Here is a 25,876-nt window from a genome sequence, read left to right as displayed (position 1 = left end):
CGCGCCTTCAATGACGGGCAAAAGGCCGGCCCCTTCATTGGCGACTGTGCCGTGGCCGACATGGCCCGCATGAGCGACATCCTTGCAGACAGCTTAGATGGCGTAGAACGCCGATCGCTGGCTGACTTCACCGAAAATGCCTACCTCAACTACTCCATGTACGTGATCATGGACCGTGCCTTGCCGCATATCGGCGACGGCCTCAAACCCGTGCAACGACGCATCGTCTACGCCATGAGTGAGTTGGGGCTGGACGCCGACTCCAAGCACAAGAAATCGGCGCGTACCGTCGGTGACGTGCTCGGCAAGTTCCACCCTCACGGCGACTCGGCCTGCTACGAAGCCATGGTCCTGATGGCCCAGCCTTTCAGCTACCGCTACACGCTGGTGGACGGCCAGGGCAACTGGGGTGCGCCGGACGATCCCAAGTCCTTTGCGGCGATGCGATACACCGAGGCACGGCTCTCGCGCTATTCCGAAGTGCTGCTCAGTGAATTGGGCCAGGGTACCGCGGACTGGGGGCCGAACTTCGACGGTACCCTCGACGAGCCGCTGGTGTTGCCGGCACGTTTGCCGAACATTCTCCTCAACGGCACCACCGGTATTGCCGTGGGCATGGCCACCGACGTGCCGCCGCACAACCTGCGCGAAGTCGCCAGCGCGTGCGTGCGTTTGCTCGATGAGCCAAAGGCTACGGTCGAGCAGCTCTGCGAGCACATCCAGGGCCCGGACTACCCGACCGAAGCGGAAATCATCACCCCGCGCGCCGACCTGGTGAAAATCTACGAAAGCGGTCGTGGTTCGGTGCGCATGCGCGCGGTGTACCACATCGAAGACGGCGACATTGTCGTGACCGCGTTGCCGCATCAGGTCTCCGGGGCCAAGGTCCTGGAACAGATCGCGGCCATGATGCAGGCCAAGCCTTCCAAGGCGCCGCAGGTTGCGGACTTGCGCGATGAGTCGGACCACGAGAACCCTTGCCGCATCGTGATCATTCCGGTCAACAGCCGTGTCGATCACGAGGCGCTGATGCAGCACCTGTTCGCCACAACCGACCTGGAATCGAGCTATCGGGTCAACGTCAACATCATTGGCCTGGACGGCAAGCCGCAGTTGAAGAACCTGCGAGCGTTGCTGGTGGAGTGGCTGGAGTTCCGCGTTCAAACCGTCCGTCGCCGGCTGCAATTCCGCCTCGATAAGGTCGAGCGTCGCCTGCACCTGTTGGACGGTTTGCTGATTGCCTACCTCAACCTGGATGAAGTGATTCACATCATCCGTACCGAGGATCAACCACGAGCCAAACTGATCGAGCGTTTTGCCCTGAGTGAAATCCAGGCCGACTACATCCTCGATACCCGGTTGCGTCAGTTGGCGCGTCTGGAAGAAATGAAACTGCGTGCCGAACAGGATGAACTGCTCAAGGAACAAGCCAAGCTGCAAGCCCTGCTGAGCAGCGAAGCCAAGTTGAAAAAACTGGTGCGCAGCGAACTGATCAAGGACGCCGAAACCTATGGCGACGATCGCCGTTCGCCTATCGTCGAACGCGCCGAAGCCAAGGCCATGACCGAGCACGATCTGCTGCCGAACGAGAAAGTGACCGTCGTACTGTCGGAAAAAGGCTGGGTGCGGTCTGCCAAGGGTCACGAAATCGACGCCACCGGGCTTTCCTACAAGGCCGGCGACGGATTCAAGACCTCGGCGGCAGGGCGCTCCAACCAATACGCGGTGTTTATCGACTCCACCGGCCGCAGTTATTCGGTGGCTGCGCATACGTTGCCGTCGGCCCGTGGTCAGGGTGAGCCGCTGACGGGGCGTCTAACGCCGCCGCCGGGTGCGAGCTTTGAATGCGTGCTGATGCCCGAAGACGATGCGTTGTACGTGATCGCGTCCGACGCCGGCTACGGTTTCGTGGTCAAGGGCGAAGACCTGCAGGCCAAGAACAAGGCGGGCAAGGCGCTGTTGAGCCTGCCCAACAATGCCAAGGTGATGCTGCCGCGTCCGGTGGCCGACCGTGAGCAGAACTGGCTGGCATCGGTGACCACCGAAGGTCGCCTGTTGATCTTCAAAATCAGCGATCTGCCACAATTAGGTAAGGGCAAAGGCAACAAGATCATCGGGATTCCCGGAGAGCGTGTGGCCAGCCGCGAGGAATACGTCACGGACATCGCCGTTCTGCCGGAAGGCGCCACATTGGTGTTGCAGGCCGGAAAACGTACGTTGTCACTGAAAGCGGACGACCTTGAACACTACAAGGGTGAGCGTGGGCGTCGTGGTAACAAACTGCCACGTGGCTTCCAGAGGGTAGATGCGCTACTCGTCGAAAACCTCAATTAGTTGTCCTAGAGCCCCCGATCTGCGATTTAACCCGTAGATCGGCACTTTGGCGCTGGAGTCGCAACGAATATTCACGGATGATATGGCCTTTCCAGCGCCGGCGTGGCCGGGCGTTCTTCATATTTGTTGAGTATTTTCACTGTGATCTGCCTTGTGGCGATCACCTGGATGGGACGATGACTGCTCTGCGCCTTCCTTTTATTCTGATGCTCGCCGGCGTTCTTGGCCTGGCGGGTTGCAGCGTTCACCAGCCGGTGTCGTTGTATCAACTGGACAGCGGAAGTCCGGTTCAGCCTGCTCAAAGCTCGGGCATGGCGGTATTGCTGGGTCCGGTAACCGTAGCTGACTACCTGCAGCGCGAAACCCTGTTGCAGCGTCAACCTGACGGCAGCCTGCAAGCTTCCACCGATGGCCGTTGGGCCGGCAGCCTGTCCTCGGACATCGATCAACTGCTGTTGCGCCAGGTGGCGGGTCGCCTGGACAGCCAGCGCGTAGTACTGGCACCGGCAACCGTTGGTTTCACCCCTGATGTTCAAGTATTGCTGACCATCACCCGCCTGGACTCGGGTGCAACACAACCGGCAATCCTTGATGCGCAATGGCGTCTGATTGACCGCCGTGGGCAGGTGCGCGACAACCGCATCATCCACCTGCAAGAGCAACATGCTGGCAGCACGACCTCGCAGGTGCAGGCGCAAGGCGTCCTGTTGCAGCGTCTGGCCGAGCAATTGTCCGTGGCGCTCAAGCCGCTTGCCAATCAGCCTCCGGTAGCCGAAGTGCCACGCAAGCCGGCAGCCAAGCCAGCGGCGCCTGCGGCTGAACAGGAAAAACAGCCGAAGATTCCAATGGCAACACCGATTCGTACGGATATGGAAGTGTTTCGCTTCTAAGTCAGACTGGATTCAAAACAAGGCCCGCATTGATGCGGGCCTTGTCGTTTTTGCGGGTTGGAAATCTTTGATGCCTGTTCCGGCCTGTTCGCTTGTAGGAGCGAGGCTTGCCCGCGAAGACGGCCTTGCGTCCTGTGGTGTCTTTGAAAACGCTTTCGCCGGCAAGCCTGGCTCCTACGAGGCGAAGGCATTCGAACAGGCAACAAAAAGCCCGCAGACGATCACTCATCTGCGGGCTTTTCGATATCAAGGGCTAAGGTTCAAGCCCGGCGCTCGTGCATCCGCGCCAGCTGCCGTTCCAGCATCGATGGATAAGGCTCCATCAAACGCTCTACACAGCATGCGCCTTCAGGGCTGGCAATCGGCCGGATTCGCGCACGTTGGCGGATCAGCGAATCGTCGTTGATCTTGCGTTCCACCAACAGCAGGTTGCGGCTGTGTTGTGACAGGGCCAGGGCGTCCTGGGCGGTGTCGGTCAACAACAGGTCGATCTGGCTCAGGCCGAACAACTCCTCGCCCAGCGTGAGTCCCAGCTGCAACTGCAGAGTGATGCCACTGTCGGCAACTTCGATCTGCAACTGATGGCTAAGGGCTCGCAACAGCTCGCCGCAGCAGATGGCGTTGGTCAGGTAATCGTCGCCGCTGTCGTCGGTATGGAACAGCATCAGCGTGCTGCCATCGTTCAGGGTATGCAGCTCGCCCTGGTAAAGCGAAGCAGCCTGGTCGAGACAGTCACGGTAGCGCGCGAGCAGTTCCTCCAGGCGAGCCCGTGGCAGGCGTCGCAATTGTTCCTGGGAGCCCAGTTGCACCGCCAGAACGGCGCTGTGCTGAGGAACACTGGAAACCACGGGTTTGGCCAGCGGTTTGGCTGCGCCATCCGGCAAATCATCCAGCAAATCGGCGAATGCGTCTTCGTCATCGTCGTCGACTGTGCTGACCGCCTGTCGTGATGCCGGTTTCATAGCCGTCTTCGGACGGCTTTCATCGAAGCTCGGGTCTCGCAGGTTACGAACCTCGAAGCCCGGCTCGGCGTCATCATAATCGCTGTCGTCGAATTCGGGTTCCGGTACGGGCTCCGGCTCGGCCGGTTCGGGCGCGAAGTTGGCATGCAGCTGGCGCGCCAGGTCGCCGATCTCATCCTGGCGGTCTGTAGCCGGGGTGTATTCGTCGATATTGCGCAGCCACACTCGAATTTGCAGGAGCGGCGTGGAGATGTGCCGACCCAGGCGCAGGCTCAGGGCCAGGGACAGCGCCAGCAGAATTGCACTCAAGATGCCCATGCTTTGCAGGCTGATGGTCATCGGCTGCTGGAATTGATCCATGTCCAGGCTGATGCGCAACTGGCCGGCGGTCACGTCCTGAAACGTGATCTTGCTCTGATACATACCTTCGGCTTCGCCCAGCAGGCCGTGCTTGGGACGCTGGCCGGCTTCGGCGAGTATGCGGTTGTCCACGCTGTAGATGGCGGCGTGGGCCACCAGCTTGTTCTTTGTCAGGTTGTTGAGCAGCACATTGAGGCTGAGGATGTCGTTGGACACCAGCAGCTCGGTGGCCGACGTGGCTGTTTGCGTGGTCAGGCTTTCACCCAGCGCATCGGCCTGCTCGTGCATGGCCTGCTTGAACTGCAAACCCATCACGCAGGCGTAGATCACCAGGGCCAGAGCGACCAGGATCACGTTATGGCTGGCGATGCGCAATGCAATCGGTACACGGCGGTGGCGCAGTGCCCGGAAGATCAGCAGAAAGAAGTTATCGGTTTTTACTGGCGTGGGCCGGTTCACTTGAGCTCGGCTCTTTTGTCCGTGAAGTTGACGCGCAGTATAGCGACAGGCCCTAGACCGGCAAAGCGCTCACGGTGCCCGATGGTCACTGAAAGTGGGTAGAATGCGCTTTTTTTCCACCTGCGGGGGTGCGCCTTGCGCGAAATTGTCCTGATAAACATCACGGGTGAAGACCGTCCCGGTCTGACTGCGGCCATTACCGGCGTTCTGGCCCAGGGTGGTGTGAACATTCTCGACATTGGTCAGGCGGTGATCCACGACACCCTGTCGTTCGGCATCCTGGTTGAAATTCCTGATACCGAACAAGGCAAATCGGTACTCAAGGACATCCTGTTCAAGGGCTATGAGCTCGATCAACAGGTGCGTTTCACTCCGGTGTCCGAGGAAGATTACCAACAGTGGGTCGGCAACCAGGGCAAAAAGCGCCACATCGTGACGCTGTTGACCCGCAAGGTTACCGCCGGTCAATTGCAGGCGGTCAGTTCGATCACCGCCAAGTACGGCCTGAACATCGATCACATTGACCGTTTGTCCGGGCGCATGCCGCTCGATACCCCGGCTGATCAAGGCAAGGGGTGCATCGAGTTTTCCGTGCGCGGAGAAGCGGCCGATCCACAGGCGCTGCGGGCCGAGTTCCTGAGCGTGGCCCAGGAGCTGAATGTCGACATCGCCTTCCAGGAAGACTCCCTGTTCCGTCGCAACCGTCGTCTGGCGGTGTTCGACATGGACTCGACCCTGATCGAAGCCGAAGTCATCGACGAGTTGGCCAAGGCGGCCGGCGTGGGCGACAAGGTGTCGGAAATCACCGAGCGGGCGATGGCTGGTGAGCTGGATTTTCGCGCCAGCTTCAAGGAGCGTCTGGCGTTGCTCAAAGGCCTGGATGTCGGCGTGCTGGACGCCATCGGTGCATCACTGCGCTTGACCGAAGGTGCCGAGACCCTGTTCGCCGAACTCAAGCGCCTGGGTTACAAGACGGCGATTCTGTCCGGTGGCTTCACCTACTTCGCCAGGCAGCTGCAGGCCAAGCTGGGAATCGACTATGTGTTCGCCAACGAGCTGGAAGTGGTCGACGGCAAGGTGACCGGTGTTGCGGTCGAGCCGATTGTCGATGCCCAGCGCAAGGCGGATCTGCTCAAGGAGCTGGCGGTCAAGGAAGGTTTGCGCCTGGAACAGACCATTGCGGTCGGTGATGGCGCCAACGACCTGCCGATGCTGGCGATTGCCGGGTTGGGCGTGGCGTTCCGCGCAAAGCCGCTGGTCAAGCAGTCGGCCAAGCAGGCGATTTCTACCCTGGGGCTGGATGGCGTGTTGTACCTGTTGGGCATGCGCGATCGCGACGGACAGCTCTGACACGTAAAACACCTGTAGGAGCGAGCATGCTCGCGATGGAAGACCAGGCACCGTTGGGTGTCAGGGTGCCAACGTTATCGTTGACGACCATCGCGAGCATGCTCGCTCCTACAGCAATGGTGTCTATCAGGCGTTTGGCAGGCCCATGCCCTGACCCATCTGCACCGGCGAGCCGGCCGCCAATTCTTCGGCCCACTTCACCTGATCCGGACCGAACAGCACGATGGCGGTCGAGCCCAGTTTGAAGCGGCCCAGCTCCGCACCTTTTTCCAGATGAATCGGCGCACGGGCGGCTTCGTCGTAACGGAAGGTTTTCAGTTCGCGCTTGGGTGGCGTGACCAGACCGGCCCACACGGTTTCGATCGACGCCACGATCATCGCGCCCACCAGTACCACGGCCATCGGGCCACGCTCGGTGTCGAAAATGCATGCCACGCGCTCGTTACGTGCAAACAGCTCCGGCACGTTTTCAGCGGTGGTCTGGTTGACCGAGAAGATCCGGCCAGGGATGTAGACCATTTCACGCAGGGTACCGGCCAGCGGCATGTGCACGCGGTGGTAGTCCTTTGGCGACAGGTAGATGGTTGCGAAATCGCCGCCCATGAAGGGCGCGGCGTTGGCAGCGTCGCCACCGAGCAGTTCCAGCACGCTGAAGCTGTGGCCCTTGGCCTGGAACACGCGACCGTGTTCGATCGGGCCGAGTTGGCTGATCGCACCGTCGGCCGGGCTGAGGATCGCGCCCGGTGTTTCGTCCAGCGGGCGGGCGCCTTCTTTCAGGGCGCGGGTGAAGAAGGCATTGAAGTGCTCATAGGCCGTCAGGTCTTCGACCAGTGCCTGGGACATGTCCACCTGATAGCGCTTGGCGAACCAGGCGGTAAACGCATTCTTGAACCAACGCACGCGGCATTCGGCGATGCAGCCGGCCAGTCGCGAGAGCAAGTGGTGGGGCAGCAGGTACTGACTGAGGATAAACAGACGCTTGTTCATTAACTGTCCTTAAAGACCTTGATTCTCAACGGGGGTGTCGGGATGGTTGCCCCATTCTCCCCAGGAGCCGGCGTAACCCTTGACCCGCGGATAACCGAGGGCCTTGGCCACGAGATAGGTAAAGCCAGAGCGATGGTGGGTCTGGCAGTGGGTAATCACTTCTTTGTCCTTGCTGATCCCGAGTTGTTCCAGGATCTGCGGCATGTCGGTGCGAATGCGCAGGTTGCGTGCCTGATCCATGCCCGCGGTCCATTCGAAATTGACTGCGCCGGGAATGTGCCCGCCCTTGGCGGCCAGCACTTTTTCGCCGGAGAACTCCAACGGCCCGCGCGCGTCCCAGATCGCCAGGTCAGTCGCGCCGAGGCGGCTTTGCAGGTATTCGCGGGTCGCGGTGGGTTCGTCGTGCAGGGTCAAGGCCACCGGTCCGCCGACCGGGGGCGCAACCTCGGTCGATAACGGCAACGCTTCGGCCAGCCACGACTTCAGGCCGCCATCGACGTAGTGATAACGGCTGTGGCCGATCACGTCGAGTAACCAGATGAAGCGTCCGGCCCAGCCACCGCCTTCGTCGTCATAGACGACGTAGACTGCGTCCTTGTTGTGCCCGAGCTCGCCGAACAGTTTTTCCAGGTCGGCCTGTGAGGGCAGCAGTCCCGGCGCTGGAGGTTGGCCGAGTTGTGTGCGTTTGGGGTCGACAAAACGTGCGCCGGGAATATGCCCCTCGGTGTAACGGGCGCTGCTGGTCAGGTCGACCAGAATCAGTTCGCGGGCGGCGAGGCGAGGGAGCAAGTCGCTCGGTTCGATCACCAGCGGCAAGCCAGAGAAGTCAGACATGTGAGGTCTCCAGGGCACAAAAAGGAAGGATTGTAGCGCAGCGCTATTGGCCGCGGCGGCTAAAGTTGTGCAGTGCTTTCTCGATGCACTGTGCGGTTTTGCCGAAGGCTTGTACGCAGATTTCCGAAAACGGCCCGCCGCCCTGATCCGCCGCAACAATCATGATCACCCGGCCATTGTTGAGCAGTGAGCGCAGCAGCAGATGCTCGCCGCCAAATTGTGAGCGCAGGCCGTTGGGTAGCAATGCGGAGAATTGTGCATTGTTGGCAGGCGTCAGGCGCACCTGGGCCTGTTGCGCGAGCAAGCGTTGCAGCACGGTGCTCTGGTTGACCGGGAAATTCAGCCCCGCAGCTTCTTTCGGCAGTCCGGCCGTTTGATGCACCCGCAAGTTGGCGTGGGTGCGGTCGGCCATCAGGATCATCACCCGGCGCATGCCGCACGCCACCAAGGCGTCGCGAGCCGCGATGGTCAAGTGCATGGCGTTGGTGAAACGGCTCGGCTCGGCCAGCAGTTCGGCACATTGTCCACGCCACTTCGCCAGGTCCTCGGCAGACGGCGCCTGCGCCGGCAACAATCGGGCATGGATGCGGTTCATGCCCCAAGGCCAGATCAGTGCGACGGCAGGGTGCCAGAGATCCGGCATGGCGTGATGGCGTGCACTGTTGGCAGCTTGTTGGTGCAGTTGCTGTCGGACGTCGTCCATAGGCATTTGCAGGTACAGGCTGGTCAGCTGCTGCCAGCGTTTGCTGTGCGGGCTGTCCCAGGCGTGTTGTGCGGACAGTGCCAACCCATTGGCCAACAGCACCGTGTTGGCCGGTTGATTGAGCCAGCGGCGCAGGGTCGGGTCGTCATCCAGGCGGTTTTGCTGGCGCAGTGGATGTCCACTGTCACGGGCGATGCGCAGGACCTTCACCAGCTCCCGTTGCTCGGTCAGCAACAGGTGATAGCCCTGCTGTACCCAGATCGGCAGGCGCCAGAGATTCACCAGGGTCAGGCCGATTTCCAGCAAGCGTGCGCCAAACAATTGCTTTTCGACTTTGCGTGCCGACTCGCCTTTGTGGATGACCCGCAACTCCCAGTCTTCGAGCAGTTGCGGGTGAGTCATTGCCAGCGGCCACAACGGTGACAGAAACAACAGGCTGCCCCAATGAATGTCCTGCCACAGTCTTGCCAGTCGACTGGCAAAAAAGCCGTTGGCCTGTTGAGTGGCGTGCTGGCTGATCATCTGCAACTGGCGCAGCGTCGGCGCAATGTCGGTCTCGGGCACTGCCGGCAAACGCTCGAGCAGTTCCTCGGTGCGTTTAAGGCCCAGGCGATTGATCGCGACCTCAAGGTTCTCCGCAGGCTCGGTCATGCTGCCATGGGTGTGACGGTTGGCTTCACGGATGACGCTCAAGGCCAGGGCCGGGCTTTGCTGCATGACCTCGGCAATGTCACGCAGCGAGCTGCGATTGTCGCGGATCGCCCGGCAGACACGGTCGTGACTGGCCTGCGGGACCGGCAGGCGCACATTGTCCAGAAGCTTGACCCAGCCTTCGAGAGTGGTCGGTTTTGCAGTTGGAACGTTCGTTTCGTTAACCATGTCGAGAGGCGATCATTGTCAGCATTTTCCCTGCCCGGAGTGGGTCGAAGTGGCTTTTCGCCTTAACTGGCTATAGTCTGGCGCAGTTTTGCCGATAAGTAGAAGAAGAGATTTTTTAACTTCCGAATATGACCTTGAACCCGACTCAGTAAGTGCTCTCCTACCTATGGCTAAAATAATCGGCATCATCGTCGTATTCGCGAGCGTGCTCGGCGGATACGTGCTCTCCCACGGCAAAATTGCCGCCCTGATCCAGCCTTTCGAGGTCATGATTATCGGAGGTGCGGCCCTCGGTGCATTCCTGCAGGCCAACCCCGGTCACATGACGATGCACGTGCTCAAGAAAGCCTTGAGCATGTTCGGTTCGCGTTTCAGCCACAGCTTCTATCTGGAAGTGTTGGGCCTGATTTACGAGATCCTCAATAAAAGCCGCCGCGAAGGCATGATGGCCATTGAAGGCGATATCGAAGATGCCGCCGCGAGCCCGATTTTCGCCAAGTACCCGTCCGTTCTGAAGGACGAACGCATGACTGCGTTCATCTGCGATTACCTGCGCATCATGTCCTCGGGCAACATGGCTCCCCATGAACTGGAGGGGCTGTTCGATATGGAACTCTACAGCCTGAAAGAAGAGCTGGAGCATCCTTCCCATGCCGTCAACGGCATCGCCGACGGTATGCCGGGTTTCGGTATCGTCGCGGCGGTATTGGGTATCGTTGTGACCATGGCCTCGTTGGGCGAGGGCGACCAGAAATCCATCGGCCTGCACGTCGGTGCGGCGCTGGTAGGTACCTTCTTCGGTATCCTGGCGGCCTACGGCTTCTTCGGCCCGTTGGCCCATTCCCTGGCCCACGATGCCAAGGAAGAGCTGAACATCTACGAAGCCATCAAGGCTTCGCTGGTGGCCTCGGCTTCCGGTATGCCGCCATCGCTGGCGGTGGAGTTCGGTCGCAAGGTCCTGTACCCGGCGCACCGCCCTAGCTTCGCCGAGCTGGAACAAGCGGTGCGCGGTCGCTAAGCCATGGAGAATAATCAGCCGATAATCGTCAAGCGCGTCAAGCGCATTGCAGGCGGGCATCACGGGGGCGCCTGGAAAATCGCCTTCGCCGACTTCGCCACGGCGATGATGGCGTTCTTCCTGGTGTTGTGGCTGTTGTCGACCGCCACGCCTGAACAGAGAATCGCCATCGCCGGTTACTTCAAGGACCCGATCGGCTTCTCCGAAAGCGGTACGCCGTACATCATCGATCTGGGTGGCACGCCCACCCTGGCGCCGGAAAACACCCTCAACCCGGAAGTGAAGTCCCAGCCGCAGCCGGACAAGGTGACGGTCGACACCGATCAGGTCGAAGGCATGGCCGAGATGGTCGAGAAAGAGCGTCTTGAACTGTTGCTGCAAGAACTGCAGAACAAGGTCGAAGAAAATCCGCAGTTGCAGAAGTTCAAAGACCAGATCATGTTCGAGATCACCCCGGACGGCTTGCGCATTCAGATCGTGGATGCTGAAAACCGCCCGATGTTCGACTCCGGCAGTGCCCGTCTGAAGCCGTATTTCGAAGACATCCTGCTGGCCATGGCCGACACCATCAAGGCGGTGCCGAACAAGATCAGCATCAGTGGTCATACCGATGCCAAGCCTTACAGCGGCACGGGTGATTTCGGTAACTGGGAGCTTTCTGCCAACCGTGCCAACGCCGCTCGCCGCGCGCTGGTCGCAGGCAGCTATCCGGATCAGCAAGTGGCGCGGGTGGTCGGTTATGCCTCGTCTGCCTTGTTTGACCGCGAGCATCCGTTCAACCCGGTCAACCGCCGTATCGACATCATCGTGCTGACCAAGAAAGCCCAGCGCGCCATTGAAGGTTCACAAGGCGCGGAACCTGCACCCGATGCCACGCAAGGGACGCCTGATGCCGCCCCGGCTGCACCGGTTGACCCGAACGCACTGCCGGCGGACAAGGAGCCACTGCCGGCCCACGAGCTTCGTGAGCGGCTGAACCTGTTCGATAACCCGGCACCGAAGCCGGCCGAGGCGCCCAAGCAGTGAGGTGGTGATTACTCGGTCGCCATCGCGAGCAGGCTCGGTCCCACTTTGGAATGTATTTACTTGTGGGAGCGAGCCTGCTCGCGATGGCGGTAGTCGAATAGCCACAAAAAAGCCGCGAGATGATCGCGGCTTTTTTACGTCTGCGGTAAGCGGCTCAGTAGCCGTTCTCCGGCAGGCTGGCGATGATCGAGCGGTAGCTGTTCATCCGTTGTTGCTGCACGCGGCCATCCTCAAGTGCCTTCAGCAGGGCGCAGCCGGGTTCGCGGTCGTGCTTGCAGTCGCGAAAGCGACAGGTGCCGAGCAAGTCGTTGAACTCAATGAAACCAGCCTCCACGTCGGCACGGCTGACGTGGCCCAGGCCGAATTCCCGGATACCCGGCGAGTCGATCAGCTCGCCACCGCCCGGGAAGTGGAACAGGCGTGCGGTGGTCGTGGTGTGAGTGCCCTGGCCGGACAGCTCGGACAGCGGGCCGACGCGGGTCTCGACGTCCGGCAGGAGGCTGTTGACCAGCGACGATTTGCCGACGCCCGATTGGCCGACAAACACGCTGATACGTCCATCCAGCCGCTTCTGTAATTGTTCCATGCCGTTGCCATGGTGGGCCGACACTTCAAGCACCGGGTAACCCAGCGTGCGATACACCGCCAGCAGGGCATTCAGCGCCGGGGCGTTTTGTTCGTCGATCAAGTCGAATTTGTTCAGCAGCAACAGGGGCTTGATCCCTGCGTGCTCGGCGGCGACAAGGTAGCGGTCGATCAGGTTGGCGTGCGGTTCAGGCAGTGGCGCGAAAACAATGACGATCATGTCGACGTTGGCTGCCACCGGCTTGAGCTGGCCACGGCTGTCCGGGCGGCACAGTTCAGTGTTGCGCGGCAGTTGCGCGACGATCACGCCGATGCCCTGGTTGCCGGCACGCCAGACCACCTGGTCGCCGGTGACCAGCGCTGGCAGGTTGGCGCGAAGGTAGCAACGGAACACCTGGCCGGCCAGCTCGCCATCGCGGGCTTCGACCTCGACCTGCACACCGAAGTGCGCGATGACCAGGCCATGCTGTTCAGGGCCCAGGTCGCCACCTTCAAGTGCCTCGACAGCCGAGGACTCGCGTTTGGCGGCGCGGGCAGCGCGTTCGCCCTGAATCTTTTCGATGCGCCAGTTTTGACGACGATTGAGTTGGCGTTTGGCCATGGGTGTTCCGTATCAAGAATGCAGCGATTAGGTAAAACGGCCGCGAGTTTAGCACGCCCGACCACCCGCCTAGGCTAAACTGCGCAGCATTGCCTAGGAGTCGACACATGCAAAACCCGCAGAACCTGATCTGGATCGACCTGGAAATGACCGGTCTGAACCCGGATACCGACGTCATCATCGAAATGGCCACCATCGTCACCGACAGTGACTTGAACACGCTGGCCGAAGGCCCGGTGATCGCCATCCACCACAGCGACGAGATCCTCGCCGGCATGGATGAGTGGAACACCCGTCAGCATGGCGGCTCGGGCCTGACCCAACGCGTTCGCGAGAGCCGTATCAGCATGGCCGAAGCGGAAGCCGAAACCATCGCCTTCCTGGAAAAGTGGGTGCCGAAGGGTAAGTCGCCAATTTGCGGCAACAGCATTTGCCAGGATCGTCGCTTCCTTTATACCCACATGAAATCCCTGGAAAGCTATTTCCACTACCGCAACCTTGATGTCTCGACCTTGAAGGAATTGGCCGCACGTTGGGCGCCGCAAGTGCGCGACAGCTTCAAGAAAGGCAGTACTCACCTGGCGTTGGACGACATTCGCGAATCGATCGCCGAGTTGCAGCACTACCGCAAGCACTTCATCAAGGTCTGACCCTGGGGGCCTGTGCCAGCCCTATCGCGAGCAGGCTCGCTCCCGCATTGAGAATGCACCTACCTGTGGGAGCGAGCCTGCTCGCGATGGCGGTCTCAAGTCCACCATAAAGGGGTGAGCCGATTCTCCGGCGCCCTCTGTTGGTGCTTTGGTGAAGTGAGTAGACTGCGCGCCTTTTCGCAAGGACCGCCACCATGTTGCTGATGCTCTACCTGATCGCCATCACCGCCGAAGCCATGACCGGTGCCCTGTCTGCGGGGCGTCGTGGCATGGACTGGTTTGGCGTCGTGCTGATCGCGAGCGTCACGGCGTTGGGCGGCGGTTCGGTGCGTGATGTGCTGCTCGGCCATTACCCCCTGACCTGGGTCAAGCACCCTGAATACCTGATACTGACCACCGTCGCGGCCATGTTCACGGTATTCACGGCCCGCTGGATGCGTCATCTGCGCTCGTTGTTTCTGGTGCTCGACGCTGTCGGGCTGGTGGCGTTCACCCTGATCGGCTCCATGACCGCTCTGGAAATGGGGCATGGCATGCTGGTCGCGTCAGTCAGCGGCGTCATTACCGGGGTGTTTGGCGGCATCTTGCGGGATATCTTCTGCAACGATATCCCGCTGATTTTCCGTCGTGAGCTCTATGCCAGCGTCTCGTTCGCCGCGGCCTGGTGCTACATGCTCTGTCTGCACCTGAATTTGCCGGGCGAGCAGGCGATATTGATCACGCTATTCGGCGGCTTCCTGCTGCGTTTGCTGGCCATCCGTTTTCATTGGGAAATGCCCAAATTCGTCTACAACGACGAGGCTTAGAGCGCCCCCTGTAGGAGCGAGCAAGCTCGCGATGGTCGTCAACGATAACGCTGGCAACCTGACACCCAGCGGTGTCCTGTCGTCCATCGCGAGCTTGCTCGCTCCTACAGGATGCCGTGTTGTTTCAGGGCCCATTCGACGTGTTCGCGCACCAGGTCGGACGGATATTCGCGGCGTGCCTTCAAGGCTTCAAGCACTGGAATCGTTGAGGGTGCATTACCCAGGCCTACCGCCAGGTTGCGAAGCCAGCTCTGATAGCCTGCCCGGCGTAGCGGCGAGCCTTCGGTACTGCTCAGAAACCTGTCTTCGTCCCACATGAACAGCTCGGCCAATTCGACGTTGTCCAGATTGTGCCGTGGCTTGAAGTCGCTCTCGCCGGACGGGCGCGCGAAACGGTTCCACGGGCAGACGATCTGACAGTCATCGCAGCCGAACACCCGGTTGCCGATCAGGGGGCGCAGTTCTTCGGGGATGGCCCCTTTGAGTTCAATGGTCAGATAAGAAATGCAGCGTCGGGCGTCCAGCACGTAGGGACCGACGAAGGCGTTGGTCGGGCAGATGTCGAGGCAGGCGCTGCAACGGCCGCAATGCTCGGTTTCATGGGGCGGGTCTACCGGCAGCGGCAGGTCGACGAACAGTTCGGCAAGAAAGAAGTAGCTGCCCGCCTTGCGATTCAAGAGCAGGGTATTTTTGCCGATCCATCCGAGACCGGCTTCCTGTGCAATGGCTTTTTCCAGGACCGGGGCGCTGTCGACGAACGCACGGTAGCCGAAGGGGCCAATCTGTGCCTGAATCTTTTCCGCCAGATGTTGTACGCGTTTGCGAATGAGTTTGTGATAGTCGCGGCCCAAGGCGTAACGCGAGACGTAGGCTTTTTCAGGCTGTGCCAGCCGTTGCGCCATTCGGGTGTCGCCTGAGAGGTAGTCCATGCGCAGCGACACCACCCGCAAGGTGCCGGGGACCAGTTCGTCCGGATGCGAGCGCTTGCTGCCGTGGGCGCCCATGTAGTCCATTTCGCCGTGGTAGCCGGCGTCGAGCCAGCGTTGCAGGTGTTGCTCGTGTTCGCCCAGGTCCAGGCCACTGATGCCGACTTGCTGGAAGCCCAGTTCGCGGCCCCAATCCTTGATGGATTGGGCGAGGGCGGGCAGGTCTGTAGTAATAGCGGGCATGAGACGAGAGAAACCGGAGCTGAGGTGCGTATAATTCTGCCAGACATCGGAGCCTGAAGACGCATGCCGCACACTAAAGATGAATTACCCGACGCGCTGTACAGTGCCGCGCAGGTCCGAGGGCTCGATGCGAGCCTGATCGCGGCCGGTACGCCGGGCTTCGAATTGATGCAGCGCGCGGCGCGGGCCACCTGGCGCGCACTGGTCCGCCAGTGGCCGGCGGCGGCTGAATTGACCGTGGTCGCCGGCCATGGCAACAACGCCGGTGATGGCTATCTGGTGGCGGTGCTGGCCAAACGCGCCGGGTGGTCAGTGCAGGTACTGGCGGCGGGTGATCCGCAATTGTTGCGCGGTGATGCGGCGGCGGCCCATGCCGAGGCGGTGTCCGAGGGCGTCCCTATACAGGCCTGGAGCGCACAATCCGGGTTTTCCGGCATCGTACTGGACGCCTTGCTCGGTACCGGGCTGACCGGTGAGGTGCGCGAGCCGTATGCCAGCGTGATCGCCGCAATCAATGCCAGCGCGCTACCGGTGGTGGCGGTGGATATTCCTTCCGGGTTGTGCGCCGATACCGGTCGCATCCTGGGTTGTGCAGTACACGCGCAACTGACGGTGACGTTCATCGCTTTGAAATTGGGTTTGTTCACCGGCGATGCAGCGGATGTGGTGGGCGAGCTGGTGTTCAACGACCTGCACGCCGATCCGCAGCTGGTCGAGGGCGCACCGAGTCGTGCCCTTCGCCTGGCACCTGGCAATCTGCCGCGTCTGGCCGGCAGGACACCGGCTTCCCATAAAGGCAAATTCGGTCATGTGCTGTTGATCGGCGGCGATCGCGGCCTGGGTGGCGCGATCCTGCTGAGCGCGCAAAGTGCGCTGCGCAGTGGTGCGGGCATGGTGACTGTGGCGACCCGCAACGAACATGTGCCTGCCGCATTGGCCAGGATTCCCGAAGCGATGGTGCTGGGCACTTCGTCAGCCAATCAACTGGTGGGTTTGTTGCACAAGGCGTCCGTATTGGTCGCCGGGCCCGGATTGGGTCAGGGTGCCTGGGGGCGCAGCCTGTTGTCCGTCGCCGCCAGCGCTCCACTGCCGCAAGTCTGGGATGCCGATGCGTTGAATGTGTTGGCAGAAGAACGGGTGAATCTACCTGCCCATTGTGTAATAACCCCGCATCCGGGTGAGGCTGCACGGCTGCTGGGCATGACTACCGCTCAGGTTCAGGCCGATCGTCCCGCGGCAGTCCATGCGTTGAGCAAAAAATATACAGCGGTGGTGGTGCTAAAAGGTGCCGGTAGCCTGATCGCCAGCCCGGATGGACGGCTGGCCGTATGTCATCAAGGGCATCCGGCGATGGCGGCCGCCGGGTTGGGCGATGTGCTGGCCGGTTTGATCGGCGCCCTGCTGGCGCAGGGCATGGCGTCATTCGATGCGGCCTGCCTGGCGGTCTGGCTGCACGCCAATGCGGGTGAGCAACAAGGTAAATTCGGCCGTGGACTGGCGGCCAGTGATCTGATTCCAGCCATTCGTCAGTTGTTGGAGGAGCAAGCACCGTGTCTGAAGTAACCCTGTACCTGGCTGATGAAGAGGCGATGACCGCGTTTGGCGTTCGCATTGCCCAAACCACAAAAGGGCACGGTCTGATTTTTCTTCAAGGGGATCTGGGGGCGGGGAAAACTACGCTGTCCCGGGGCATTATCCGAGGCCTGGGGCATGTCGGGGCGGTTAAAAGCCCGACTTTCACCCTGGTCGAGCCCTACGAGATTGGCGAGATTCGAGCTTTTCATTTCGATTTGTATCGTCTGGTTGATCCCGAAGAACTGGAATTCCTCGGCATTCGTGACTATTTCGAGGACGATGCCTTGTGCCTGATCGAGTGGCCCGACAAAGGTGCAGGCTTTTTGCCAAAGGCCGACCTGACCATTACCATTAGCCCGCAAGACAGCGGACGTTCGCTGAACATTTTATCCCAGGGTTCGCGTGGCGAAGCCTGGTGTGCCGCATTGGCATTGGAATCCAAATAGATGATGGGGTTAGGTATGCGCTTTCGCGCGTTGGTTGCTGCCGTTGGGGTGTTGTTCCTGGCAGTGACCGTTGACGCTGTGGCTGAAACAAAGGTCAACAGTGTTCGCCTGTGGCGGGCGCCGGACAACACTCGACTGGTGTTTGACCTGACCGGTCCCGTGCAGCATAGCGTCTTCACCCTGACGGCCCCGGATCGGCTGGTGATCGACATCAATGGCGCGACCCTGGGTGCGCCGCTGAATGTGTCCACCGCCAATACGCCGATCACGGCGATGCGTTCGGCCCAGCGTACGCCGACCGACCTGCGGGTGGTCATTGACCTGAAAAAGGCGGTCACTCCGAAGAGCTTCTCGCTGGCGCCCAATGCCCAATACGGAAATCGCCTGGTCGTCGATCTGTTCGACAACCCGGCCGATGCCGCGCCGGCCCCGGTGTCTGCGCCAACACCTTCGGTGGCCACCGCGCCTGCCGTACCGGTCACGCCAGCGGAACCAGCGATCAAGTTGCCACCCGCTCCGGCGGGCAAACGCGACATTGTTGTGGTGATCGATGCCGGTCATGGCGGCGAAGACCCGGGTGCCTCGGGTTCTCGCGGGCAGCACGAAAAAGATGTGGTATTGGCCATCGCTCGTGAACTGCAGCGTCAGGTCAACGGCATGAAAGGCTTCCGGGCCGAGCTGACCCGAACCGGCGACTACTTCATTCCATTGCGCGGGCGTACCGAAATCGCTCGCAAGAAAGGCGCCGACCTGTTCGTTTCCATTCACGCCGACGCTGCGCCTTCGGCTGCCGCATTCGGTGCTTCGGTGTTCGCCCTGTCCGACCGCGGTGCCACATCGGAAACCGCGCGCTGGCTGGCTGACAGCGAAAACCGTTCCGACCTGATTGGCGGTGCCGGTAACGTCAGCCTCGATGACAAGGACCGCATGCTTGCGGGCGTGCTGCTCGATTTGTCGATGACCGCGTCCCTGACGTCCAGTCTTAATGTTGGCCAGAAAGTGTTGAGCAACATTGGCCGGGTCACGCCGTTGCACAAGCAGCGTGTCGAGCAAGCCGGGTTCATGGTGCTGAAATCGCCGGATATTCCGTCGATCCTGGTGGAAACCGGCTTCATCTCCAATGCCAACGAGGCCTCGAAGCTTGCAGCATCGAGCCATCAGCAGGCGCTGGCGCGTTCCATCAGCAGTGGCGTGCGTCAGTTCTTCCAGCAGAATCCGCCACCGGGCACTTACATTGCCTGGCTGCGTGACTCCGGGAAAATCGCCCAGGGGCCACGTGACCACCGGGTGAGCCCTGGCGAAACTCTGGCAATGATCGCCGTGCGCTATCAGGTGTCGCCGGCCACGTTGCGCAGCGCCAACAACCTGCCGAACGACGAGCTCAAGGTCGGGCAGCACTTGACCATTCCCGGTACTGAACTGGCGGCCAAAGAATGAACCAGGTGCTGATCAATACCGCTCGTATCGAGCTGCTCAGTCCGCGGCTGGCGAACCAGATCGCCGCCGGTGAGGTCGTTGAACGTCCGGCTTCGGTGATCAAGGAACTGTTGGAAAACAGCCTCGACTCCGGCGCACGTCGTATCGATGTCGATGTGGAGCAAGGGGGCGTAAAGCTGCTGCGGGTGCGTGATGATGGCAGCGGCATTTCCGCCGACGACCTGCCGTTGGCGCTGGCGCGGCACGCCACCAGTAAAATCCGCAATCTTGAAGACCTCGAACAGGTGATGAGCCTGGGCTTTCGCGGTGAGGCGCTGGCATCGATCAGTTCCGTATCGCGTCTGACGCTGACATCCCGCACCCGTGAGGCCGATCAGGCCTGGCAGGTCGAGACCGAGGGCCGTGACATGGCGCCCCGAGTGCAGCCGGCCGCGCATCCGGTGGGCACTTCAGTCGAGGTGCGAGATCTGTTTTTCAACACGCCGGCAAGGCGCAAGTTTCTCAAGACCGAAAAAACCGAATTCGATCATCTGCAGGAAGTGATCAAGCGCCTGGCTCTGGCCCGTTTCGACGTAGCCTTCCACCTGCGGCACAACGGCAAGACCATCCTCAGCCTGCACGAGGCCCACGATGATGCTGCCCGCGCCCGGCGGGTGGCGGCGATTTGCGGGCCGGGTTTCCTGGAGCAGGCGCTGCCGATCGAAATCGAACGTAACGGCCTGCATTTGTGGGGTTGGGTCGGGTTGCCGACGTTCAACCGCAGTCAGGCGGACTTGCAGTACTTCTTCGTCAACGGCCGCGCCGTGCGCGACAAACTGGTCGCCCACGCGGTGCGCCAGGCCTATCGCGATGTACTGTTCAATGGACGGCACCCGACTTTCGTGCTGTTTTTCGAGGTCGATCCGGCGGGCGTTGATGTCAATGTGCATCCGACCAAGCACGAAGTGCGCTTCCGTGACGGTCGCATGGTCCACGACTTTCTCTATGGCACCTTGCACCGCGCCCTGGGCGATGTGAGGCCGGACGACCAGATGGCGGCACCGGTCGTGACTGCCGTCGTTCGGCCCACCGGGCTTGAGGCTGGAGAATTCGGGCCGCAGGGCGAGATGCGCCTGGCGGCCAATGCGCTGTTGGAACAGCCTCAGGCGCAGCCATCGTTCAATACGCCGGCCAATACGGGATCGGGTAGCGGTTACCAATATCAATACACACCGCGCCCCCAGTCCAGCGTCCCGGCAGCCGAAGCCCAGGCTGCGTATCGCGAGTTCTTTGCGCCGTTGCCGCAGGCCAGCGCGGTCGCACTGCCGGAGGGGCAAGGCGATATCCCGCCGTTGGGGTACGCGCTGGCACAGCTCAAGGGCATCTACATCCTTTCGGAAAACGCCCAGGGCCTGGTGCTGGTAGACATGCATGCCGCTCACGAGCGGATCATGTACGAGCGGCTGAAGATCGCCATGGCCAGCGAGGGTTTGAGCGGGCAGCCGCTGCTGGTGCCGGAGTCCCTGGCGGTCAGCCAGCGTGAGGCCGATTGTGCCGATGAGCATGTCGCATGGTTCCAGCGCCTGGGGTTCGAGTTGCAGCGCCTTGGTCCGGAAACCCTGGCCATTCGGCAGATTCCGGCGCTGCTCAAACAGGCGGAAGCCAATCGGTTGGTGGGCGATGTGCTGGCCGACTTGATGGAATACGGCACCAGCGATCGAATCCAGGCGCATTTGAACGAGTTGCTCGGGACTATGGCCTGTCATGGCGCGGTCCGTGCGAATCGACGCCTGGCGCTGCCGGAAATGAACGGTCTGTTGCGTGATATGGAAAACACCGAACGCAGTGGTCAATGCAACCATGGCCGACCGACCTGGACCCAACTGGGCCTGGACGATCTGGACAAACTATTCTTGCGCGGTCGTTGATGAGCCAGCTCCCACCTGCGATTTTCCTGATGGGGCCGACCGCCGCCGGCAAGACCGACCTGGCCATTGAACTCACCAAGGTCCTGCCTTGCGAACTGATCAGCGTCGATTCGGCGCTGGTCTACCGTGGTATGGACATCGGTACCGCCAAGCCGTCGAAAGAGCTTTTGGCGCAGTTTCCACACCGTCTGATCGACATACTCGATCCCGCCGAGAGTTATTCGGCGGCGGATTTTCGCCGTGATGCCCTTGAGGCCATGGCCGAAATCACTGCGCGTGGAAAAATTCCACTGCTGGTGGGCGGCACAATGCTCTATTACAAGGCCTTGCTCGAAGGACTGGCAGATATGCCGGCTGCCGACCCGCAGGTGCGTGCGCAGATTGAAGAGGAAGCTGCACGCCTTGGTTGGCAGGCCATGCATGAGCAGTTGGCGCTGATCGATCCGGTATCTGCGGCACGGATTCATCCGAACGATCCGCAGCGTTTGAGTCGAGCGCTGGAGGTTTATCGCGTCAGCGGTCAAAGCATGACTGAGCTGCGTTTGCAACAATCTGCGCAAAGTACTGAAGCAGCCGCTTCGGGACGGCAACAATTGCCCTATACTGTTGCGAACTTGGCTATTGCTCCGGCAAATCGTCAGGTATTGCATGAGCGAATTAAACAAAGATTCACTTTAATGCTGGAACAGGGATTCATCGACGAGGTCGTAGCCCTGCGTAAGCGAAGTGACCTGCATGCCGGGTTGCCGTCTATACGTGCGGTGGGTTATCGACAAGTCTGGGACTACCTGGATGGCAAGCTGACGTCAGCCGAAATGCAGGAGCGTGGAATCATTGCCACGCGGCAATTGGCAAAGCGTCAGTTCACCTGGCTGCGCAGTTGGGCGGATTTGCACTGGCTGGACAGCCTGGATTGCGACAATCTGCCGCGCGCCTTGAAATACCTGGGGACCATCTCCATATTGAGGTGAGTCCTTGCAATTGCCGTCTATCCTTGGGGGTGTGACGGCCACAAGTCATCTGTTTACCTATTTTTTTATATTGAATCCTTAAAGGAGTGCGGCACATGTCAAAAGGGCATTCGCTACAAGACCCTTACTTGAATACTTTACGTAAAGAGAAAGTTGGGGTGTCCATCTACCTGGTCAACGGGATCAAACTGCAAGGCACGATCGAGTCCTTCGACCAATTCGTTATCCTGCTGAAAAACACCGTCAGCCAGATGGTCTACAAACACGCTATCTCTACAGTAGTGCCGGTCCGTCCAATTCGTCTGCCTAGCGCAAGCGAATCCGATGCAGGTGATGCTGAGCCAGGTAACGCCTGATAGGAGTCTCCTTTGTTCTTTGAGCGCCACGGTGGTGGTGAACGAACCATACTCGTTCACTTGGATGGTCAGGACCCTGAGGCGCGCGAAGATCCGCAGGAGTTTCAGGAGTTGGCAACTTCGGCTGGTGCCGAGACCGTCGCGTTTTTCAGCGTGCCGCGTCATCGGCCAACCGCCAAATACCTGATTGGCAGTGGCAAGGTCGAGGAGTTGCGCGACCTAGTCAAGGCCGAACAGGCAGATCTGGTGATTTTCAATCACATCCTCACGCCCAGTCAGGAACGTAACCTCGAACGGGTTTTCGAGTGTCGCGTGATTGACCGCACGGGGCTGATTCTCGATATCTTCGCCCAACGCGCCCGCACTCATGAAGGCAAGCTCCAGGTCGAACTGGCCCAGCTTGATCACATGAGTACGCGGCTGGTGCGTGGCTGGACTCACCTTGAGCGGCAGAAGGGCGGTATTGGCTTGCGCGGTCCGGGTGAAACCCAGCTGGAAACCGACCGGCGTCTTCTGCGGGTTCGTATCCGGCAGATCAAGGGGCGCCTGGAAAAGGTGCGCAGTCAACGCGAGCAATCGCGTCGCGGTCGAAAACGCGCGGACATACCGACGATTTCACTGGTGGGCTATACCAACGCCGGCAAATCGACGTTGTTCAACTCGGTGACCGATTCCGAGGTTTTTGCCGCTGACCAACTGTTCGCCACCCTCGACCCGACCTTGCGTCGACTCGAGCTCGAAGACCTCGGGCCGGTCGTGCTGGCCGACACCGTAGGTTTCATTCGCCACCTGCCGCACAAACTGGTCGAGGCATTTCGGGCTACGCTCGAAGAGTCGAGCAACTCCGACCTGCTGCTGCACGTGATCGATGCTCATGAGCCCGAGCGCATGCTCCAGATTGAACAGGTCATGGTGGTGCTCGATGAGATCGGGGCGCAGGACTTGCCGATGCTGGAGGTATACAACAAACTCGATTTGCTCGAAGGCGTTGAACCGCAGATCCAGCGCGACGCCGATGGCAAACCGCAGCGCGTCTGGTTGTCGGCCAAGGACGGAACGGGGCTGGACCTGCTCAAGCAGGCGGTAGCCGAACTGCTCGGCGATGATTTGTTTGTGGGCACCTTGCGCTTGCCTCAACGTTTTGCTCGACTGCGTGCGCAGTTTTTCGAACTCGGTGCGGTACAGAAAGAAGAACACGACGACGAAGGCATCAGCTTGCTGGCCGTGCGTCTGCCACGAGTCGAATTGAATCGGCTGGTGAGCCGCGAAGGTTTGCAACCGGTGGAGTTCATCGAGCAACACACTTTGCAATAAAAGCCTGAGAAAGCGGTTGTGCCGTGGTGACAGGCATTCTGTAGCATTGGTCGGCGCGCCGTGGGTGCGTCTTTGCTTTATCAGATGGAGAGCGCTATGGCTTGGAATGAGCCGGGTGGCAACTCGAACAATCAGGATCCTTGGGGTGGCAAGCGCCGTAATAACGGTGATCGCAAGGGGCCGCCGGATCTCGACGAGGCCTTCCGAAAGCTGCAGGAAAGCCTGAACGGATTGTTCGGTGGTGGCAAGAAACGTGGTGATGATGGCGGTGGTCCGGGCAAGAGCGGCGGCTTCGGCGGTTTGCTCGGCATCGGTCTGGTCGTGCTGGCGGCCGTTTGGCTGTACAGCGCGGTTTATGTGGTCGATGAGCAGGAGCAGGCCGTGGTGCTGCGCTTCGGCAAGTATTACGAAACCGTCGGCCCGGGCCTGAACATCTATTTCCCGCCGATCGACAAGAAGTACATGGAAAACGTTACGCGTGAGCGTGCGTACACCAAGCAGGGCCAGATGCTGACGGAAGACGAAAATATCGTCGAAGTGCCACTGACCGTGCAGTACAAGATCAGCAACCTGCAGGACTTCGTGCTGAGCGTCGATCAGCCGGAGATCAGCCTGCAGCATGCGACCGACAGCGCATTGCGCCACGTGGTGGGTTCCACCGCGATGGATCAGGTGTTGACCGAAGGTCGTGAATTGATGGCCAGCGAAATCAAGGAGCGCCTGCAACGCTTCATGGATACCTACCGCACCGGTATCACCGTCACTCAGGTCAACGTTCAGAGCGCAGCGGCACCGCGTGAAGTCCAGGAAGCCTTCGATGACGTGATTCGTGCCCGTGAAGACGAGCAGCGTTCGCGCAACCAGGCTGAAACCTATGCCAACGGTGTCGTGCCGGAAGCTCGCGGTCAGGCCCAGCGCATTATCGAAGATGCCAACGGGTACCGTGACGAAACCGTTTCGCGCGCCAAGGGTGAGGCGGATCGCTTCACCAAGCTGGTCGCGGAATACCGCAAGGCTCCTGAGGTTACCCGCCAGCGTCTGTACCTGGACACCATGCAGGAAGTCTTCAGCAGCACCAGCAAGGTTCTCGTGACCGGCAACAAGAATGGCCAGAGCAACCTGCTGTACCTGCCGTTGGACAAGATGGTCGAAAGTGGTCGCAGCACCGGCACTCAGGTGTCCAGTGCCGCAGCTACCAGCAATGAAGCGAACACGCGTGCGGCAGTTGATCTGCAGCAACAGCAAGCACGTACCAGGGAGAGTCGCTGATGAGCAATAAATCGCTGATCGCCCTTATTTTCGGCGTCGTCGTGGCGATCGCTGCCTGGAACTGCTTTTACATCGTGGCTCAGACCGAGCGTGCGGTGCTGCTGCAGTTCGGCCGCGTAGTCCAGGCAGATGTCCAGCCGGGCCTGCATGTGAAAGTGCCTTACGTGAATCAGGTGCGCAAGTTCGACGCCCGCCTGATGACGCTGGATGCGCCGACACAACGCTTCCTGACGCTGGAAAAGAAAGCCGTGATGGTCGATGCCTACGCCAAGTGGCGCGTCAAGGATGCCGAGCGCTTCTACACCGCGACTTCCGGCCTGAAGCAGATTGCCGATGAGCGTCTGTCGCGTCGACTGGAATCGGGTCTGCGTGACCAGTTCGGCAAGCGCACCCTGCACGAAGTGGTGTCGGGTGAGCGTGATGCGTTGATGGCGGATATCACCTCTTCGCTGAACAAGATGGCCGAAAAAGAGCTGGGCATCGAAGTAGTCGATGTTCGGGTCAAGACCATCGACCTGCCGAAGGAAGTGAACCGTAGCGTGTTCGAACGCATGAGCACCGAGCGTGAGCGTGAGGCTCGCGAACACCGCGCCAAGGGTAACGAATTGGCCGAAGGCATCCGTGCCGACGCCGATCGTCAGCGCCGCGTGCTGCTGGCAGAAGCCTATCGTGAGTCTGAAGAGATTCGCGGTGATGGCGATGCCCAGGCCGCTGCGATCTACTCCAAGGCTTACGGACAGGATCAGGAGTTCTACGCGTTTTACCGTAGCCTGCGTGCCTACCGTGAAAGCTTCGCGAACAAATCCGACGTCATGGTCCTCGACCCAAGCAGTGATTTCTTCCATTACCTGGAAAAAGCCAAGCCTTGATACGACGTTGACCCATCACCCCGTCGGGCGGCTAAAACCTTTGGCGGGGTGATCCTTTGGGAAAACGTGTGTATGATGCGGCAGCCGGGAAATTCCCGGCTTTTTTGCGTCTGCACGTT

General features: G+C 60.4%; 22 protein-coding genes. 16 read left to right on the top strand and 6 right to left on the bottom strand.

Going from position 1 to position 25,876, the window contains the following annotated elements; translation table 11 throughout:
• Positions 1–69 precede the first annotated feature (69 nt).
• On the top strand, positions 70–2,334 hold the full coding sequence (parC, locus tag ACQKP2_RS20010) for a DNA topoisomerase IV subunit A (RefSeq protein ID WP_427578852.1): 2,265 nt from the start codon (positions 70–72) through the stop codon (positions 2,332–2,334).
• Positions 2,335–2,510: 176 nt separating this feature from the next.
• Positions 2,511–3,224, top strand: a complete 714-nt coding sequence (locus tag ACQKP2_RS20005; RefSeq protein WP_427578849.1) for a PqiC family protein — start codon at positions 2,511–2,513, stop codon at positions 3,222–3,224.
• A 260-nt stretch (positions 3,225–3,484) separates the two neighbouring features.
• Here the strand turns inward: ACQKP2_RS20005 and ACQKP2_RS20000 are convergent, their stop codons facing one another.
• Positions 3,485–5,005: an AhpA/YtjB family protein gene (locus tag ACQKP2_RS20000; RefSeq protein ID WP_427578848.1), complete on the bottom strand. Its 1,521-nt coding sequence runs from the start codon at positions 5,003–5,005 to the stop codon at positions 3,485–3,487.
• A 135-nt stretch (positions 5,006–5,140) separates the two neighbouring features.
• Here ACQKP2_RS20000 and serB point away from each other — a divergent pair, with 135 nt between their 5' ends.
• The gene (gene serB, locus ACQKP2_RS19995; RefSeq protein ID WP_427578846.1) at positions 5,141–6,355 is read left to right on the top strand and encodes a phosphoserine phosphatase SerB; all 1,215 of its coding nucleotides are present in this window, start codon (positions 5,141–5,143) and stop codon (positions 6,353–6,355) included.
• Between the two features lie 126 nt (positions 6,356–6,481).
• On the opposite strand, the gene asd is transcribed toward serB, so the two are convergent.
• The 3 genes from asd to ACQKP2_RS19980 are packed head-to-tail and all read right to left on the bottom strand — an operon-like array spanning position 6,482 to position 9,758.
• Positions 6,482–7,342 (bottom strand): archaetidylserine decarboxylase, encoded by an 861-nt coding sequence (gene asd / locus ACQKP2_RS19990; RefSeq protein ID WP_427578845.1) that lies wholly within the window; start codon positions 7,340–7,342, stop codon positions 6,482–6,484.
• A 9-nt stretch (positions 7,343–7,351) separates the two neighbouring features.
• Positions 7,352–8,176 carry a thiosulfate sulfurtransferase gene (rhdA, locus tag ACQKP2_RS19985; RefSeq protein ID WP_427578844.1) on the bottom strand — a complete coding sequence of 275 codons (825 nt, stop codon included), beginning with the start codon at positions 8,174–8,176 and terminating at the stop codon, positions 7,352–7,354.
• Positions 8,177–8,219: 43 nt separating this feature from the next.
• Positions 8,220–9,758 (bottom strand): HDOD domain-containing protein, encoded by a 1,539-nt coding sequence (locus ACQKP2_RS19980; RefSeq protein WP_427578843.1) that lies wholly within the window; start codon positions 9,756–9,758, stop codon positions 8,220–8,222.
• 166 nt (positions 9,759–9,924) lie between these two features.
• Between ACQKP2_RS19980 and motA the strand changes: the two genes are divergently transcribed.
• Both motA and motB read left to right on the top strand, forming a co-directional pair.
• The gene (gene motA, locus ACQKP2_RS19975; protein ID WP_427578841.1) at positions 9,925–10,776 is read left to right on the top strand and encodes a flagellar motor stator protein MotA; all 852 of its coding nucleotides are present in this window, start codon (positions 9,925–9,927) and stop codon (positions 10,774–10,776) included.
• Positions 10,777–10,779: 3 nt separating this feature from the next.
• Positions 10,780–11,802, top strand: a complete 1,023-nt coding sequence (gene motB / locus ACQKP2_RS19970; RefSeq protein ID WP_427578840.1) for a flagellar motor protein MotB — start codon at positions 10,780–10,782, stop codon at positions 11,800–11,802.
• Positions 11,803–11,956: 154 nt separating this feature from the next.
• Here the strand turns inward: motB and rsgA are convergent, their stop codons facing one another.
• On the bottom strand, positions 11,957–12,988 hold the full coding sequence (rsgA, locus tag ACQKP2_RS19965; RefSeq protein ID WP_427578839.1) for a small ribosomal subunit biogenesis GTPase RsgA: 1,032 nt from the start codon (positions 12,986–12,988) through the stop codon (positions 11,957–11,959).
• Positions 12,989–13,095: 107 nt separating this feature from the next.
• Between rsgA and orn the strand changes: the two genes are divergently transcribed.
• Both orn and ACQKP2_RS19955 read left to right on the top strand, forming a co-directional pair.
• On the top strand, positions 13,096–13,638 hold the full coding sequence (gene orn / locus ACQKP2_RS19960; protein WP_427578837.1) for an oligoribonuclease: 543 nt from the start codon (positions 13,096–13,098) through the stop codon (positions 13,636–13,638).
• A 194-nt stretch (positions 13,639–13,832) separates the two neighbouring features.
• Positions 13,833–14,444 carry a trimeric intracellular cation channel family protein gene (locus ACQKP2_RS19955; protein ID WP_427578836.1) on the top strand — a complete coding sequence of 204 codons (612 nt, stop codon included), beginning with the start codon at positions 13,833–13,835 and terminating at the stop codon, positions 14,442–14,444.
• Positions 14,445–14,548: 104 nt separating this feature from the next.
• Here ACQKP2_RS19955 and queG read toward each other — a convergent pair whose 3' ends face one another.
• Complete coding sequence (queG, locus tag ACQKP2_RS19950) at positions 14,549–15,613, bottom strand: tRNA epoxyqueuosine(34) reductase QueG (RefSeq protein ID WP_427578835.1); 1,065 nt, start codon at positions 15,611–15,613, stop codon at positions 14,549–14,551.
• A 63-nt stretch (positions 15,614–15,676) separates the two neighbouring features.
• On the opposite strand from queG, the gene ACQKP2_RS19945 reads away from it, so the two are divergent.
• The 9 genes from ACQKP2_RS19945 (at position 15,677) to hflC (ending at position 25,757) form a co-directional block, all read left to right on the top strand.
• Positions 15,677–17,176 (top strand): NAD(P)H-hydrate dehydratase, encoded by a 1,500-nt coding sequence (locus ACQKP2_RS19945; protein WP_427578834.1) that lies wholly within the window; start codon positions 15,677–15,679, stop codon positions 17,174–17,176.
• Positions 17,164–17,634, top strand: a complete 471-nt coding sequence (gene tsaE, locus ACQKP2_RS19940; protein WP_427578832.1) for a tRNA (adenosine(37)-N6)-threonylcarbamoyltransferase complex ATPase subunit type 1 TsaE — start codon at positions 17,164–17,166, stop codon at positions 17,632–17,634. The genes ACQKP2_RS19945 and tsaE overlap by 13 nt, the downstream gene beginning before the upstream one ends.
• Positions 17,635–19,071, top strand: coding sequence for an N-acetylmuramoyl-L-alanine amidase (locus tag ACQKP2_RS19935; protein WP_427578830.1), 1,437 nt, complete (start codon positions 17,635–17,637; stop codon positions 19,069–19,071).
• Positions 19,068–20,978 (top strand): DNA mismatch repair endonuclease MutL, encoded by a 1,911-nt coding sequence (mutL, locus tag ACQKP2_RS19930; RefSeq protein ID WP_427578828.1) that lies wholly within the window; start codon positions 19,068–19,070, stop codon positions 20,976–20,978. The genes ACQKP2_RS19935 and mutL overlap by 4 nt, the downstream gene beginning before the upstream one ends.
• A complete protein-coding gene (gene miaA / locus ACQKP2_RS19925) occupies positions 20,978–21,949 on the top strand; it encodes a tRNA (adenosine(37)-N6)-dimethylallyltransferase MiaA (protein WP_427578851.1) in 972 nt (323 codons plus the stop codon). The genes mutL and miaA overlap by 1 nt, the downstream gene beginning before the upstream one ends.
• Before the next feature lie 95 nt (positions 21,950–22,044).
• A complete protein-coding gene (hfq, locus tag ACQKP2_RS19920; RefSeq protein ID WP_065258774.1) occupies positions 22,045–22,305 on the top strand; it encodes an RNA chaperone Hfq in 261 nt (86 codons plus the stop codon).
• A 12-nt stretch (positions 22,306–22,317) separates the two neighbouring features.
• Positions 22,318–23,619 carry a ribosome rescue GTPase HflX gene (gene hflX / locus ACQKP2_RS19915; protein ID WP_427578827.1) on the top strand — a complete coding sequence of 434 codons (1,302 nt, stop codon included), beginning with the start codon at positions 22,318–22,320 and terminating at the stop codon, positions 23,617–23,619.
• A 96-nt stretch (positions 23,620–23,715) separates the two neighbouring features.
• Positions 23,716–24,888, top strand: coding sequence for an FtsH protease activity modulator HflK (gene hflK / locus ACQKP2_RS19910; RefSeq protein ID WP_427578825.1), 1,173 nt, complete (start codon positions 23,716–23,718; stop codon positions 24,886–24,888).
• Complete coding sequence (hflC, locus tag ACQKP2_RS19905) at positions 24,888–25,757, top strand: protease modulator HflC (protein ID WP_427578824.1); 870 nt, start codon at positions 24,888–24,890, stop codon at positions 25,755–25,757. The genes hflK and hflC overlap by 1 nt, the downstream gene beginning before the upstream one ends.
• Positions 25,758–25,876 lie beyond the last annotated feature (119 nt).

The organism is Pseudomonas sp. NPDC089569, from assembly GCF_050280625.1.
Lineage (GTDB): Bacteria > Pseudomonadota > Gammaproteobacteria > Pseudomonadales > Pseudomonadaceae > Aquipseudomonas.
The sequence above is the reverse complement of the archived record's forward strand: the minus strand, read 5'-3'. Positions and strand labels throughout refer to the sequence as shown.